This window comes from Terrabacter sp. 2TAF16 (assembly GCF_052115065.1).
In the GTDB taxonomy this organism is placed as follows: domain Bacteria; phylum Actinomycetota; class Actinomycetes; order Actinomycetales; family Dermatophilaceae; genus Terrabacter.
Window position 1 is genome coordinate 89,766 of sequence record NZ_JBFRFZ010000013.1, and the last position, 15,395, is coordinate 105,160.

Below are 15,395 nucleotides of genomic sequence, written 5' to 3' on the forward strand. Positions count from 1 at the left end.
TGCTCGCTTCAGCGGTTGAGCAAGGAGTTGAAGAACCTGAGGATCGCGTTGAAGCCGTCGACGAGGACACCCCAGATGTTGCTGACGATGTCGGCAGCCTTGTCGGGGGACGTGAACACGGCGTAGACGAAGAACGCGAGCACGATGATCAGGATGATCTTCTTGGCCTTGGGGCCCATGGTGTGTCGCTCCTTGGAGGGAAGGTGCTGGCGCTGCCCTGACAGCCCCACGGCACAGGGGTGGGACCAGTGTGCCGTACGTGACTGGTGGGGTGCGGCACCGGCGCCCGCGTGTCGGCTTGACCTCCACGTCGCCGCTATCCTCCACGAGTGTCGCGAACGCCAGCGTATGCCGCCGAGCTGCGCGCCGCTCTGAGCCGCGCCACGCGTGGGGTCGACGGACGCGAGCTGACCCGGGCGACCGAGGCGCTCGTGTCGCGCTACCGGTCGGTCGCCCCTGCGTCGGCGCCGATCCTCGCCTCGCGGGTGCACGTCGCCGCGTATGCCGCCTACCGGATGCCGGCGACGCACGCGGCGCTCTCGCGGGTCATGGTCGACCTCGCCGACCGCGGTCTGGCGCCGCGCTCGATGCTCGACCTCGGTGGCGGCACGGGCGCGGCGGCGTGGGCGGCCGCGGGCGCCTTCGACTCGCTCGAGTCGGTCACGGTGCTCGACCAGGTGGAGGACGCCCTGGCCCTCGGCCGTGACCTCGTCGCCGACGCGACGTCGCCCGCGCTGACGGGCGCGACGTTCCGGCGCGGTGTCGCCGGCGCCTGGCCCGAGCTCGACGCCGATCTCGTGACGGTGTCGTACGTGTTGAGCGAGCTCGACGAGACCCAGCAGGACGGGCTCGTCGCCGACGCGATGCGCCGCGGCCGCGCCGTCGTCGTCGCCGAGCCGGGGACGCCCGACGGCTACGCCCGGGTGCTCCGCGTCCGATCGGCTCTGCTCGGGGCCGGCTGGACCCTGCTCGGCCCGTGTCCGCATTCGATGGAATGCCCTCTCGCACCAGGGGACTGGTGCCACTTCGCGGCTCGGGTGAGCCGGTCCGCCGAGCATCGTCGGCTCAAGGGAGCGGAGCTGTCCTACGAGGACGAGAAGTTCTCGTGGGTCGCGGCCGCCGCTCCCGGCGTGCTCGAACCTCCGACCCCAGAGGAGATCTCGGGGCGCATCCTCCGACACCCGTTGAAGCGCAAGGGACTCGTCGAGTTCCAGGTCTGCCGCCCCGACGGGACCGCGGGTCGCGAGGTCGTCTCCAAGAAGTCGGGGGAGCGCTACCGCAGGGCGCGCGACGCCGAGTGGGGCGACGTCCTTCCCTGAGGTCTTGTCGGGGTCGCCCCTCGCGTCGCCCCTCACCTCGCCGGCTGAAGTCGTGCCTGAAGTCGGGCTGAAGTGCCGCTCGCCAGTGTTGCTGTCATCAGCCAGAACGAGCGGCGGAGGCTCCGGCCGAAGCCCCGATCAAGGAGACAGAGATGAGCACCACGTCGGGCACCGCGATCACCGAGACCGCCCCCACCACCGTCCGCACCACCGCCAGCACCACGCTCACCCGCATCCGCAGCCGCCTCCTGGCGCTGCTCCTGGTCGCCGGGGCCATCGTCGGCCTCAGCGTCGCCACAGCCGCCTCGGCCTCCGCGGCCATCGCCCCTTCGACGAACTTCCACACGGAGTGCGGCGCGTCCGCAGTGACCGCCGTGGCCCCGGACATGCGCTACTACCCGAACAACGCGGTGGCGTGGTCGCCCAGGTTGTACATCTGGACGTCGTACGGGTGGCAGTCCTACCGGACCGGAGCGACGCAGGCCGCGCTCGGCGACAACCTGAACAGCAACCCGTGGACGATCACCGGCAGCTGGATGCCGACCTCGTGGACGTTCTACGGTCTGCCGCACAACGCGTACTACCAGGTGCGCATGACCTATGGCTGGATCGGTGCGAACAGCGCGGGCCTCGTCGGCAAGGACGTCTTCTTCCCCCACCAGGTCGCGCAGGGCAACTTCACCTACGCCTCCTACTCGCGTTCCACGAGCTCCTACTGCTACATCCCCTGATCTGGGAAGCGAGGGAGGTCGGCCGGTCGCCCGCACGGGCGCGGGCCGACCTCTGCGTTGTGGCCGTGACGCGACCCCGCCGGGTCTAGTCTTCCGACCAACGGGCCGCAGGGCCGGCCCTTGGCTGCGTCGTCACGTGGGGGCCGTGGTGCTGATCAGACTTCTCGGACCGACGGAGGTGCTCGGCGACGACGGGCGGTCCCTCGACGTCGGTGGCGCCAAGCAGCGAGGGGTGCTGGCCCAGCTGGCGCTGCGGGCCAACGTGGCCGTGTCCCTCGACCGGCTGGCCGAGGGTGTGTGGGGCGAGCAGGTGCCGCCGCGCTACCGCCAGAACGTGCAGGTCTACGTCTCGACCCTGAGGCGGGTGCTCGAACCCAACCGTCCCGCGCGCGCCCCGAGCTGCATCATCGGTCACCGGGAGGCCTACGAGCTCGTGGCGGCGCCCGACCAGGTCGACGTGGAGCGCTTCCGGAGGGCGGTCCGAGGCGGTCGCGAGCTGCTCGCCCAGGGCCGGCCCGAGACGGCGGCGACCCTTCTCGCCCAAGGCCTCGAAGAGTGGCGAGGCACGCCGCTCGCCGATCTGGCGGACGAGCCCTTCGCAGCCGACTGGGTGTCCGAGCTGCTCGAGGAGCGGATGGCCGCCCTCGACGACCGCATCGAGGCTGACCTGGCTCGTGGTCGGGCAGCGACGCTCGTGGCCGAGCTCCAGGGGCTCGTGCGCGAGCACCCCGACCGGGAGCGGCCGTGGCAGCACCTCATGCTCGCCCTCTACCGGTCCGGTCGTCAGGGCGAGGCGATGGAGGCATACCGGTCGGCGCGCGAGCACCTGCTCGACGAGTCGGGCATCGACCCCGGCCCCGACCTGCGCCAGCTCGCGGACCGGATCCTGAACCAGGACCCGTCCCTGATCGCCTCGGCCCCGGTGTCGTCCGAGTCGGGCACGGTCCCGGTGCCCCTCACGGCGGTTGTCGGCGGGACAGACCGGATGGCCCGAGTGCTCTCCCACCTGAACGGCGGTGACCGTCTCGTCGTCCTGACCGGGCCAGGTGGTGTGGGAAAGACCCGGTTGGCGCTCGCCGTCGCGGCCGAGCTGCAGGAAGCCCGTCGACCGCTGGCGTGGCTGCCACTCGAGCACCTGACCGACCTGCGTGAGGCGTCGGCGGCGATCGCGGCGGTGCTCGGCGTCGACGACCTGCACGCCGACGCCGCGATGCTGTCGGGCCGGGACGACGTCCTCGTCCTCGACAACCTCGAGCAGCTGCCGGGTCTCGGCGCACCCCTGCAAGTGCTGCTCGAGGCGGTCCCAACCCTCCGGGTGCTGGCCACGAGCCGGTCGCCACTGGGGGTCCTCGGTGAGGTGGTCATCGAGGTCGAGCCGCTCGACCCCGGGACGGACGGCGTCGAGCTCTTCGGGGAGCGGGCGCGGGCGCACCTGCCCTCGTTCGACGTCGAGGCGTGGCGACCCGTCATCACCCGGATCTGCGAGCGCGTGGACGGCCTCCCGCTGGCCATCGAGCTCGTGAGCGCCCGCCTCACGGTCCTAGGACCCAACGACCTGCTCGCGGAGCTCGATCCCGCCACGGGCGTGCCACGTACGTTGGGCGGCCACGGGCGACAGGACTCGCTCGAGGACCTCGTGGGCTGGAGCCTCGACCTGCTGCCCGTCCAGTCTCGGCGGTGCTTCGAGGACCTGGCGTCGCTGCCCGAGACGTTCGACCTCGAGACCGCGGTGGCCGTCGGCTCCGTTGCCGGGCTCGATGTTCCAGCAGCGCGGGCGGTCGTGGCCGAGCTCGTTCGCGCGGCCCTGTTGCGAGCCATCGAGACCGAGGCCGGGCGCCGGTTCACCATGCTCAACACGGTGCGTGCGGTGGCCCGCGCGGCGCGTGACACGGGGAGAGACCGGTCGGGGCCGGATGCGGTGGCGGATGCGGTGGCGGCCCTCTGGGTCGAGCGGGCCCGTCGCAGCGACCCGCTGGATCAGCCCGATGCGCGTACTCTCGCAGCCGCGCGGGCGGACCTTTCGACGACCCGATGGGCGCTGCAGCACCTGACGGGCAGCGGGCGGGCGGACGAGGCGGCCGAGATCCTGCTGCGCGGTCGGCGGGTCTACGCGGTGCTGGGCCTTGCCGACGAGACACTCGCCGGCCTCCTCTCGGCCCTCGACGCCGGGATCTCCCACCCGGCGCGGGCCAAGGCAATGGTCGGGGCGGGCTCTGCGGCCTACGTGACCAGCGACCCGCGGGCCGAGGAGCTGCTGGCGGCGGTCGTCGACGTGCCCGACGACGATGTCACGTGGCTTGTCATCGGGCACACCTCGCTGTGCGCCCTGCACGCGGACGGCTCCGATGCGGAGGGCGCCCTACGGCATGCACGCGAGGGCCTGGCCCGAGCCGAGGCGAGCGGCAGCCGGCCGCTGCTCCGGGTCGCGCACTCCGCCGCCGGCTGGGCCGCGCTGCGCAGCGGGCGCTACGACGATGCGCGCGACCACGCCCTGGCACAGCTCGGGCTCGCGTCCGGCGACGCGGAGACGGTGCTCGCCCTGCAGGACGTGACCCTCGTGGAGCTCTTCCGAGAGGCGACCGAGGCCGCTCTCGAGGTCGCGACCGAGGCCCTCCGCCTCAGTCTGCGCCTCGGACCGTCGTTCCCGCTCGCACAGTCCCAGCAGCAGCTCGGTTTCGCCCTCCTCCAGGCAGGAGACGCGTTCGGCGCCGCGGAGGTGCTGCTCGCGGGTCTGCGGACCGCACCGTCGCACCACGACTCGGGCTTCCTGCTCGAGAGTGTCGCGGCCATCGGGCTGGCGGCCTGCATAGCCGGCCAGGACCAGCCCGGGCGGAGGCTTCTCCAGCGCTCGGCAGCCTTGGCGCAGAAGCACTTCGGCGTCGACTGTGCCCTGAGTGACCCCCTGCTGTCGACGGCGGAACGACACGAGGTCACGGCCACCTTGGAGCGCGGGGCGCTCCCGGCGCCGGGTGGCGTCCCCGAACTGGTCGAGCAGGCGATCGAGTTCGCAGCCGGATTCGGGCGCCGGGGCGCCGATGCCGGCATTAGCGCGACCCCGCCACAACGCGACTGAGCCCTGTCGTCACACGATGCCCAACGGCATACGCCGGGGGTGTCGGGTCAGACGACGCCGTAGAGGCGGTCGCCAGCGTCGCCGAGCCCGGGCACGATGTAGCCCTTCTCGTTGAGCTTCTCGTCGATGGTGCCGAGCACGACCTTGACGGGGATGTCGCTGTCGGCGAGCTCGTCCTCGAGGTGCTGGATGCCCTCGGGCGCGGCGAGCAGGCAGACTGCGGTGATGTCGCGGGCGCCCTTGGCCGTGAGGTAGTCGATCGCCATGACGAGCGTGCCGCCGGTGGCGAGCATCGGGTCGAGGATGAACACCTGTCGGCCGTTGAGGTCGTCGGGCAGGCGGTTCGCGTAGGTCGAGACCTCGAGCGTCTCCTCGTTGCGGATCATCCCGAGGAATCCGACCTCGGCGCTCGGGAGCAGCTTGACCATGCCGTCGAGCATGCCGAGCCCCGCGCGCAGGATCGGGACGATGATCGGCTTGGGGTTGGAGAGCTTGATGCCGGTGGTCGGCGCGACCGGCGTCTCGATCTCGAACGGCTCGACACGGACGTCGCGCGTGGCCTCGTAGGCGAGCAGGGTGACGAGCTCCTCGGCGAGGCGCCGGAAGGTCGGGCTGTCGGTCCGCTTGTCGCGCAGGTAGGTCAGCTTGTGGGCGATGAGCGGGTGGTCTGCGACATGGACGTCCATGGGTGGAAACTTATCGCGTGGCGAAGAGATCCGAGACCCCCGACAAGAGCTCCGTCCCGGCCCCGGAGACGTATGCGGCCTGGGTCGGCCAGGCGCTCGACCTCGCAGCGGCGACCGTCGGCTCGCAGGACGTCCCCGTCGGCGCCCTCGTCGTCGGCCCCGAGGGCGGAGTCATGGGGCGCGGGCGGAACATCCGTGAGGAGCGGGGTGACCCGACGGGCCATGCCGAGGTCGTCGCGCTGCGTGAGGCGGCGCAATCGCTCGGCTCCTGGCGACTTGACGGCTGCACGCTCGTCGTGACGCTGGAGCCGTGCGTCATGTGCGCCGGTGCGGCGATGGCGGCGCGGGTCGAGCGGGTCGTCTTCGGCGCCTGGGACCCCAAGGCGGGGGCGTGCGGATCGGTCTGGGACCTGACGCGGGACCCGCTCGCGACGCACGTCGTGGACGTCGTCGGGGGCGTCCGAGCGGAGGAGTCGGCGGCCCTGCTGGTCGATTTCTTCGAGGGCCGGAGGCTCGGGTAAGGTCTCTCCCGGTGGCGTGTCCGAGCGGCCTAAGGAGCACGCCTCGAAAGCGTGTGTGGGGGTAACTCCACCGTGGGTTCAAATCCCACCGCCACCGCCAGTCACCTGCAGAAACGCCGGTTCGAGCCTCAGGGCCCGGACCGGCGTTTCTCGTGGCGGTCTCAGTTGTGGTCTCATTCGAGGTCCGCCGGGCTCTCGAGCCCCGGCCACAGGAGCCCGTCGACTTGGCGTGCGACGTCGTCCCGGATCGGTGCGACAACGTGGGCGTAGCGCTGGGCCATGGCGGGGTTGGACCAGCCCATGATGCTCATCATCGTGGTTTGGCTCACCCCGAGCATGAGCAGCACGGTCGCTGCGGTGTGGCGAGCGTCGTGAAGTCGTCCATCACGGATGCCTGCCCGCTGGAGCAGGACCTTCCAGTGAGACCAGTCGGTGCGGGGGTTGATGGGGTCGCCCGTCTCGGTGGTGAACACCCACCCGCCCTCATGCCATGCGTTGCCGGCGTGGACGTGCGCTTCCTGTTGGACGTGCAAGTGGTGCTGGAGAAGGGTGGCGAGCTGCGGTGGCAGACCTACCTGCCGGTTGCCGGCGCGGGACTTCGTCGTGTCTGTCTCCGGGTTGATGCGGACACGCTCTGGGCAGTGGCCGGCCTGCGCCTTGCCGCACGTGCCCTCGCAGCCGTGGGCGTACTTGGGGCGCAGGAGTGAGCGGCGAGCGGTCAGGACCCCGTTGTCGAGGTCGATGTCGGTCCACTTGAGGCCAAGTACCTCGCCCTGGCGCAGGCCAAGGGCGAGGGCCATGACCCAGCGGACGCCGTTGCGTGACTCAGCGGCCGCGACGAACAGTCTCCGGATCTCATCTACGGTGAACGGCTCGATGTCGGGTGGGACGACCCGGGGTGCTCGGGCGATGGTGGCCGGATTCCGGGGTAGGTGGCCACGGCGGACGGCTTCGTTGAGCGCGGTTCGGATGGTGCGGTGAACCTGGTGGACGGTTGCGGGCTTCGTCTCGGCGCTGAACTTGGTGGGCTGGGTCAGGATCCGGCGATAGAGGGATTCGAGGTGCTCGGGCTCCAGGAGCTCGAGACGGTGTGCGCCTATCCCGGGGATGAGGTGGTGACCTACGGCGACGCGGTACGCCGACAGCGTCGTGGCTTTGACGTGCCCGGTCACGACGTTGTCGAGCCAGTGCGTGAGCCAACTCTCAACGGTCCACCGGGTGCCGGCTGTCGGAACCGTGCGCTGCTCACGGTGCTTCTCGAGCCTACGCACCTTCTCGGTTACGCCAGCCTTCGTCGCGGACCGGACGTGGCGACGGTCAGGCCTTCCGTCGTCGCGAATGCCGACGGTCACACGTCCATGCCATGATCCGTCGCTGCCCTTGTAGATAGACGAGCGGCCATTTGGCTGTCGTGACATTGACGAGGTCATCGTCAGTGTCATCCGATGCCGGAGTCGCCACTGTCGCCGGGCGAAGAAGCGAGCGCGCGAAGGCGGGCCACGAAGTCGTCGAGGGCGTCGCACGGGATGCGACGCAGGCGACCGATGGCGATTGACTCGATGTCGCCGCTGCGCACGAGCGCGTAGACAAGCGTGCGCCCGACGCCGAGCCTCTCTGCGGCTTCTTCCACCGTGTAGACGATGCGCTCCGTCTGAACGGACATGGTGACTCCTGAACGTTGGCGTACTGATAGAACCAAGACCGACCCGAGCGGGGCACCACGCGTTTCGTGTGCATCCTGATCTATGTGACGCGCCATCCCGACCATCGGTTGATGAGCGGGCCCGGCTCTGTCTAGGAGAGGGTGCCTCTCTGCTCAACACAGCCCGCGGATGGAGCAGCAGAAAGCGTTGTCGTCCGTATGCGTCGCCTTCCACTCGCGACGAAGTAGCCAGCCGCCCATTGCGTGTGCTTCGATGCTGCCGCAGGGATTCATCAAACAGTTGGAGAACCCAAGGCATGGCACAGCGAATTCAGACGATTCTGGACGATGACATCGACGGTGGACCCGCCGATTCCACGATCCAGTTCAGCCTCCAAGGCACTCAGTACGAGATCGACCTCTCCAAGGAGAACGAGGAGAAGCTGATCGCGGCGCTCGAGCCGTTCACGAGCAGAGCGCGGAAGATCGGCGGTGGGCGCCGCTCGTCGACCAGGTCGCCCGCCGGAAAGACGGACAAGAGCCAGCTTCAGGTCATCCGGGATTGGGCGCGCGCCAACGGCCACAAAGTCTCAGACCGGGGCCGGATCAGCCAAGACGTTCAGGACGCCTTCAACGCCTCTCGCTGAGACCAGCGACGAAGATCGCCCGCCCCGGCAAGGGCGGGCGACCTTCGCGTTCGTCGTGCTTTCAGTGATTCTCGCTCCCGAGGGATTGGTCAGTGCAGCGGGCCCGCTGTCGCACGTAACACGCAAGGGCCCAGACCCGACTGGTGCGCACAGCCCGCCAAGGCGCAGTTGCGTGGTCGGAGGTTGCGCCGCCGCCCGTCGGACTCACGCGTCAGGCAGCGTGGGAGGGATGGCGCGACGTGGATGACCTCACTTCACACGTGAGCAACCAGACCGCCGACTGTAACTCCGCGGCCTCTGCGGAGTGGTCCACAACCAATCTTCTCCGAGCTGAGGAGTCGCTTCGCGGCGATGTGACGCAGGTTGCGTGTTGGGGCTCGGGGCATCAGCCGGGTGCTCAGGGCGATCTGCTGTCGGTCGAACCGGCATCGAAGCCAGCGAGCACTATTTGTCGCGAGTTACATAGTGTTGATCAAGGAGGGACAGTCCCGTGGAGGGTAGAGACTTGAGACCACCCTCGCGGCTCGCATTGATAAGATTCGCTACTAGGCGCGCAGCATCAGGCGTGGCACTATAAAGTGAGAGAAGGAAGTGATCTGGCTTCTTCTGGGCGCCCACCCCGCCGAAATCGACTTTTGCTAGGGTCCAGTCTTCGGTTGTGGGTCGAAAAGGGAATTCCGGGTAATAGGACGTGTCGTCAGTTGGCATGACGACCAGAACCAGGGAGAAGTCTGCAGGGATGTGATTCGAGCTCCCTGAGACCAGAGTAGTCCGCTTGGTGATATGGCCATCTACCCCGGGACTCTCAATCTTTCCTTGAGGGGCCCATGGGACAGTGACAGACTGTTGCACCGCCGGGATTGTGAGAGCGGCTTGTGCGATCGTACCGAGTGCGGCTAGGACGGCTACAACTAGCCCAGCCCATGCGACCGTGTTGTTACTACTTCCCTGAGAGTTCATCAGTCTCCCAACTAGACATTTCGGACGCGCTGCTCGAACGTAGTCTTGAGCATACTTGTCACCCCGTTTCCGCGGCAGTAGGGCCGGAGTAAAGTGGCGCCCGTCCCCTTGTTCAAGGTCGCGGTTTAGGTGCGGTCCTAGGAGAAATCGCGGCGGAAAGACTCACTCTGAATCTCGCAGACTGCGGCTTAAGGGAGCACTTGGCCTGCTGTGGTGCGCTTGGCTGGCCTGTCACGCGGAACGAGCTGAGCCTCGTCATGGCGATGCTGCGTGGTGGGCGGACGGGCCGAGCCGCCGCGGTTGCCGAAGGTCCGCGGCGAGGAGTGCCGCTGAGGGACCTGGGACGGTTGAGTGGTCAGCTCGTAAAACGGCAGTTGCCCCGTCGAGAGATCCGCCATAGGACAGGCGAACCAGCAGACTCTATCCCGCCGGCCAATGGTAAACGCTTCAATTAACGCTGTTTGTAGCTCGGCATGAAAAAGCATGACAATTGTCAATATTCCACTATCCATGCCCATTCGGGACGGTCGTTGCATGAGCGTTGACAGTTGTTAGACCGCGCGAGGAGCATAGGGGTTTGGCCGAGTCCACTGGGCTGACTGCATCAATGCGGAATGAGGGGAATTATCATGGCAGCAACATCCGACGATCTGCCAGTCTCGGCAGCTGGTCTCGCGCTGGGCCACCGGGCTTTCCAGGAGTTTCTCCTGGCCGGCGAACGGCACGTTATTGGCGAATTTAAGAGGCCAGGTGCTGAGAGACGATTCGCAGATATGTTTGCAACATTGCCGCGGACGGTACGACCAAATGTGGAGGGTTACTTCAGGCGTCAAGCCAACCTCGACCTATCCCAGCGCGCAGCGCTCCTAGGGCCGTTCGTTAAGCTCGAGATCTCCACGCCTCTCAATGCGCGGACGACGCGAGGCCTGCCGGGGTTGAACTCGGCTGTTCGCTCAGAGTTGGATTCTCTGAGCAATCGTAGCCATGCAGTTCCCGCACGAAGCTTCGCAACGATACCGAGCCTTGTGCGAACCCAGCTCGAGGACGCCAAGGCAGCGCGGACGCATAGTCAAGCGCCCTTGAAAGTCGCGCCGAAGGATCCAAGGGTTCGTCACGTCGACCTGGTCATTGAAGAGCTAACTGTCGAGAATTCAAACGATGACGATTGGCTGCATCATGCGACGGACACCGTCCACCTCGCGGTTACCACTATCAGTGAGAGCGGCAAGGTGGACTCAGTTTTGAACCGGTTGGGTAGTCGAGATGAAGGAACTCTTGTCACTTTTCCGAATCAAGCTTACCCGAATCCAGTACTGGCTACGATCGATTTGGACACCACGAGCAAGAAGTTTCCTCGAACGCTATCCTTCAAGATCGATGCAGTGGAGAAGGATGATGGCACGTACGATGCTGTTCTGCGTGAGGCCGAAAAGTACATCCAAGACATCGTAACTCAAGAACTGGTCGAGAGAGGGATCATTGTAGGAGGGGCGTGGGTGGGCATCCCCATCCCACCTGCCGTCGCAAAATTCATCGCTTCGTACGTCAAGTCTTGGTTCGATGACATTGTCGACTGGTTCTTCGATATATTTGATAACGATGACGACCTCATCGGCAGCCAGACCCGTCTTGTGACGCTTGCAAACGACGCATTTGAATTTAGGCTCTTCACCTTTATGGGGCATGATGCCTCCCTGAAAGGCAAGGCCCCGCTCAGAGGATTCCCATTCACGTACATATTTAGCGGCAGTGGTGGGCGGTGGCGCGTAAAATTCAACATTCAGTTGCGTTAGCGGAAGCGTTGGGTCCTGCACCTGATGGAGGTGTTGAGGTCGACTCGGCCAACAACCACGGAGCCGTGCTCGTCCAGGAAAGACCGAGATCGGAACGTGGAGGGCAGGCCGGTGGGATATGCACCGGTGCTGGTGCCCTGGACAGGCAAACGCGTCCGCCCGATGGCCGCAGGCGCGCTCACCCCGCTGGCAGACTGACTTGCACTCCGGGGTTTCAGTTACCTTCTCCCACAAGTTCTGCGCGTGCATCCCTCAGGAACTGCTCCTTCGTTTGGTCGATGAGGACCCACTGATTATTCTGGTCCTCGATGACTTCATCCCTCGATGCTGACTTGCCTGTTTTGCAGATGGTCCCGGTACTCAAACCACACTCGAGGTCAGTCACTGTCTGGAAGAGCCCGTTTGTCATGAGGTTTGCTGAGTAAATGGTCTTGTCGCCCCCTACGAATGAAATAGCAGACATGTCGAGGACGATCGTCGCGAGCATCGTTCCCGAGTCAGCCATGTACTTTCTAAGCTGTGGCGCATTGTCCGGGATCGGGAAGGTCTTGCTGCTGAGAAGTTGCAGATCATTCCGTACGTTCGACAGTCGCTCCACGTCTGCTATCAGTTTGGCGTATGCCGCCTTGCGCTCATCGTACAGTTTTGTGAAGCGGGCCTCATCTATGGTCTTGTCTGATTGCATATTCACGATCACGACGGAGACAATGGGCCCGAGTATCGCCGCGATCAGGCCTATGACCATGGGTGCGTACCGATTAAGCGCTGTGTAGCGTTCGGCCTCTACGGTCGCCGACGTATTGTTGCGCTTAGCCCCCGAAGAACCAGCCAGTTTTCGTGTGCGTCCCATCAACTCCCCCTCATCGCACGTTGACCCCAATGTTACATCGACGCAGTCCCAGACAGAGTGGTTCCGTCACAGTCATCTGAGGCAGCGTTGACACATAGGTCGCAGTATGTATAACTACGCGCACATGAAGGACGAAGGATTTACAGGCTGCGAACAGGCGGAGGTAATGTTCCGAACAGGCCGCTTCGGCGACGATGGAGATCCCGACATGGGTAAGGACGCTCGATTCGTCCTGGCCAGTAAGGCAACCCGGCTGCAAATAGGCGAAGGTGCTTAGCGCGACCATCCAAGAGATGCTTAACGACGAAGCCTTTATCGAGAAACTGGCCGCTGCCCCAAGGAGAAAGACAAGCTTCCCGATTCTGAGTTCCAAGGCACGCCAATGCGTTTAGCGGTAGCCGACATCTGCGGTTAGGCACTCGTTTAAAGACGCGAGTCGTGGCGGCGGCCCGGGATGGCGACGTCTCGGATGGTCCGATGCGACTCTCGGACGACCCAAGGAGGCGCCCGCCTACTGTCGGGACGTGACTCCCTCGACGCGGGTCAAATACGCGGATTTCGTCCTGCAGCCGGGTAGAAGCTCGCAGACCAAACTGGGCGGTTTGCCACGCCCATAGTGGGCGGATCGACGCTGCGTCCACGAGGGCGCTACGCGGCGAAGTGACGCAATTGGGCTGCCCCGTCCGACGTTGGTGACACTCGCGGCATCGCGATTCGGCGAGCTGGGCGTGGGGTGGGCGGCGGTTTCAACGACAGCCCAAGCCCTCGCCTAGAGCTGCGTGCCGAAGCCGAGGTCTGCGGCCGAGGGTGGGCTGGCGGCATCCCAAATCCGGGCATAGGCAGCTGCTACACGAGGCCAGACCTCTCGCAGGCCGTCTTCTACCGAGAGGATCTGCTGGGCTAGGTCCCCTAAAACGACAAATTCGTGCGGAATCACTCGACCTGCTGCATCTCTGCGGCCCAATGGATCGGGAAAGCGCAGAGCGAGCCTCTCGGCGGCGCGGCAATAAGTCGCCGGCTCGTCCTCTAAGTTCGCAAAGAGCTCTTCGTAGACGGAAAGCGGGTCGGACAGGCGCCCGTCGAGAAGGAAGCGGAATCCCCAGGAACGTCCGCGGGTAGCCCAGATGAGCCCCTCGGGCGGCCCAGGCTCAGGGCTCACTTCCGGCTCCGGACTAGCAGCCGATCCGTGACGCCCTGATCGAGGTCCAGTTTGAACTGCGTCAGCGTGGCACTTAGGTAGTCGTGGTTCTCGCGGGCCTGGGCGTTCACTTGCTTGAGCTGCGACCCACCCATCTTGGCGGCCGCAATCAGGGCGGGGAGCGCTGCCTTGCTCGCGAGGGGCCCGACCGCGGGCAACTTGGCCAGCAGTCTGTCGACGCCGATCGACTTGCCGGCGGTCAGGGCCACGGCCAGCGTCTCGGCACCGTCAGCAAGTGTCTCCAGTACTTTCCTGGGGATCTCCATGCGCTCGTTCCACTGGACTCGGCGCTCAAGGGGGAGCAACGAGGCCACGGGCAGGATCAGGTCGAGTCCGACCCGCTGCGTCACGTCGATCTGTACCGGGTCAGGGGTGGCCGAGGAAAGCTCAAATCTGGCCGAGGAGAGCAGCATGAAGTCTTCGCCGACTGACAGCGCTTCGGGTGTCTCCACCAGATCTTGGAGCGTCGCGCGCAGGGCCTCAATGTGCTCTGCGGCCTTGCCGATTACGAGGTCGCGGAACGAGTGGATGTCCCAGTCTGGAAAGAGATCGGCCTTGGAGAGTGCCAGGACCCAGATGCGCGGGAACTCGACCAGACGGTCTTCCTCGGCCAGCAAGTCTTCCTTCAAACGCAGCAGGCCTTGGCGGAAGTTCGTCAGCAGCGACTTAAGGTACCGCTCTTCCTCCCCCCGGTAGTCCAGCAGCTTCTGACCATCGACCAGGAAGAGCGCCACGTCGGACCGCAGCAAGGACCGGAAGGTGTTTACACGGCGACCAGCCTCCTCCTCGTTGGCCGGCGACTCTTCGAACCATTCCCCCGGGTAGTCGTGCCATGCGATCCGCAAGGCGTCGAAGGGCCGCTTCTTCCCTGCGGAGTTGTCGCCGCCCTTCAGCTTCACAGAGAAGTAGTACGTCGTGGCCGCGAATCGAGTGGGCATCGGCGCCGTCGCTCGGTCTCTCATGCCGAGATAGTTCTGGTAAAGCCGATTGCCCTGGCCTGTGTCGTCGGCGACGAGGTCCCACAGGTCGTTCGAGTACGAGCCCTCCTGTGTCGGTCCGAAGAAGGACGACACCAGCACGGTCTTCCCGGAGCCACTTTCGCCGAACACGGCGATGTGCTGCTCTCGGATCCTGGGGTATTTCGGCATGGCGGGAACGTACCTCACCCGCGTGCGGGCCCGCGGATGCGGGGCAGAGCGGTATAGGAGCGGGCTCATGCGTCGCTCGGGCTCCGTTGGGCCTGCGCCGGACTACGACCGTTGAGTGGCCGGCTCCATGGATGACCCACTCGGGGTCGCGCGCAGGCGTGTCAAGGCGGCAGATGAGAGCCGCACCGTCTCCACCAGCAGGGCACGTAAGGCAAGGGGTCAGCAGCCCGCACGGTGCAGACGCGGCGCCTCATGCTCGATCGCTAAAGTGCGCGTCTTGACCCCCGGAACTCATCCATGACCTAGCGTCTTCCCGCTAGACACCAACATCGAGACAGGGGTTCACGTGGGCATCTTCGGTAGTCAGCAGGACAACAGCGAGCGGTACTTCCCAGTGCCTCCGGCAGAGGCATTCACGGCGCTCACCGACTCCGTTCGCAAGCGATTCAAGTTGAAGGCCGCCGACGACTTCACTCTGAGCTGCCAGTTTAGTAGCGGAGCCAGTGCGTTCACCTGGGGCGAGAACTTCACCGCTCAGGTCGTGCCCTCCCAAAGTGGCTCAACCATACGAATCTCCGGCGTAGGCAAGGTGGGCGGTCAGATGATGCAGAGCGCGCGGACAGCCAAACTCGTGGGCCAACTGCTCGATGCGGTGACCGCAGATCTCCGCGCCAAGCGGGTGTCGACGACGCTTGAAAACGAGGCCATAGCGACGGTCGAAAACGAGGCCACCCAGACAGATTGGATGGGTGATCTCAGTGGAGGATTGGGCTCTGATCCGGCGACTGGTTGCGGATGGTGTTCCGCAGCGTCAGGTCGCACGGGAC

The 15,395-nt window shown here is 65.8% G+C and carries 13 protein-coding genes and 1 tRNA gene; 8 read left to right on the forward strand and 6 right to left on the reverse strand.

The window, feature by feature from the left end:
- Positions 1-8 precede the first annotated feature (8 nt).
- Complete coding sequence (locus AB4Z14_RS18345; RefSeq protein ID WP_200959120.1) at positions 9-179, reverse strand: hypothetical protein; 171 nt, start codon at positions 177-179, stop codon at positions 9-11.
- Positions 180-329: 150 nt separating this feature from the next.
- Here AB4Z14_RS18345 and AB4Z14_RS18350 point away from each other — a divergent pair, with 150 nt between their 5' ends.
- The 3 genes from AB4Z14_RS18350 to AB4Z14_RS18360 all read left to right on the forward strand — a co-directional run bounded on the left by AB4Z14_RS18350 (position 330) and on the right by AB4Z14_RS18360 (position 5,123).
- The gene (locus tag AB4Z14_RS18350; RefSeq protein ID WP_442276452.1) at positions 330-1,319 is read left to right on the forward strand and encodes a small ribosomal subunit Rsm22 family protein; all 990 of its coding nucleotides are present in this window, start codon (positions 330-332) and stop codon (positions 1,317-1,319) included.
- Between the two features lie 152 nt (positions 1,320-1,471).
- Complete coding sequence (locus tag AB4Z14_RS18355) at positions 1,472-2,050, forward strand: hypothetical protein (RefSeq protein ID WP_442276453.1); 579 nt, start codon at positions 1,472-1,474, stop codon at positions 2,048-2,050.
- Between the two features lie 145 nt (positions 2,051-2,195).
- Positions 2,196-5,123, forward strand: coding sequence for a BTAD domain-containing putative transcriptional regulator (locus AB4Z14_RS18360; RefSeq protein WP_442276454.1), 2,928 nt, complete (start codon positions 2,196-2,198; stop codon positions 5,121-5,123).
- A 47-nt stretch (positions 5,124-5,170) separates the two neighbouring features.
- Here the strand turns inward: AB4Z14_RS18360 and upp are convergent, their stop codons facing one another.
- The gene (gene upp, locus AB4Z14_RS18365; protein WP_442276455.1) at positions 5,171-5,809 is read right to left on the reverse strand and encodes a uracil phosphoribosyltransferase; all 639 of its coding nucleotides are present in this window, start codon (positions 5,807-5,809) and stop codon (positions 5,171-5,173) included.
- Between the two features lie 17 nt (positions 5,810-5,826).
- Between upp and AB4Z14_RS18370 the strand changes: the two genes are divergently transcribed.
- Entirely contained in the window at positions 5,827-6,330 is a 504-nt protein-coding gene (locus tag AB4Z14_RS18370) for a nucleoside deaminase (protein WP_442276456.1), read from the forward strand.
- 10 nt (positions 6,331-6,340) lie between these two features.
- A tRNA-Ser gene (locus AB4Z14_RS18375) sits at positions 6,341-6,430 on the forward strand.
- Positions 6,431-6,503: 73 nt separating this feature from the next.
- Here the strand turns inward: AB4Z14_RS18375 and AB4Z14_RS18380 are convergent.
- Together AB4Z14_RS18380 and AB4Z14_RS18385 are read right to left on the reverse strand one after the other, a co-directional pair.
- Positions 6,504-7,772, reverse strand: a complete 1,269-nt coding sequence (locus AB4Z14_RS18380) for a site-specific integrase (RefSeq protein ID WP_442276457.1) — start codon at positions 7,770-7,772, stop codon at positions 6,504-6,506.
- On the reverse strand, positions 7,769-7,993 hold the full coding sequence (locus AB4Z14_RS18385; RefSeq protein WP_056756236.1) for a helix-turn-helix domain-containing protein: 225 nt from the start codon (positions 7,991-7,993) through the stop codon (positions 7,769-7,771). Before AB4Z14_RS18385 ends, AB4Z14_RS18380 begins: the two co-directional genes overlap by 4 nt.
- 296 nt (positions 7,994-8,289) lie before the next feature.
- On the opposite strand from AB4Z14_RS18385, the gene AB4Z14_RS18390 reads away from it, so the two are divergent.
- Positions 8,290-8,619 carry a histone-like nucleoid-structuring protein Lsr2 gene (locus tag AB4Z14_RS18390; protein WP_442276458.1) on the forward strand — a complete coding sequence of 110 codons (330 nt, stop codon included), beginning with the start codon at positions 8,290-8,292 and terminating at the stop codon, positions 8,617-8,619.
- Between the two features lie 1,589 nt (positions 8,620-10,208).
- A complete protein-coding gene (locus AB4Z14_RS18395) occupies positions 10,209-11,372 on the forward strand; it encodes a hypothetical protein (protein WP_442276459.1) in 1,164 nt (387 codons plus the stop codon).
- Positions 11,373-11,586: 214 nt separating this feature from the next.
- On the opposite strand, the gene AB4Z14_RS18400 is transcribed toward AB4Z14_RS18395, so the two are convergent.
- On the reverse strand, positions 11,587-12,222 hold the full coding sequence (locus tag AB4Z14_RS18400) for a hypothetical protein (protein ID WP_442276460.1): 636 nt from the start codon (positions 12,220-12,222) through the stop codon (positions 11,587-11,589).
- Between the two features lie 1,155 nt (positions 12,223-13,377).
- Positions 13,378-14,568 carry a TRAFAC clade GTPase domain-containing protein gene (locus AB4Z14_RS18405; RefSeq protein WP_442276461.1) on the reverse strand — a complete coding sequence of 397 codons (1,191 nt, stop codon included), beginning with the start codon at positions 14,566-14,568 and terminating at the stop codon, positions 13,378-13,380.
- A gap of 346 nt (positions 14,569-14,914) precedes the next feature.
- On the opposite strand from AB4Z14_RS18405, the gene AB4Z14_RS18410 reads away from it, so the two are divergent.
- A partial coding sequence (locus AB4Z14_RS18410) for a hypothetical protein (RefSeq protein ID WP_442276462.1) occupies positions 14,915-15,395 on the forward strand: 481 nt, incomplete at its 3' end.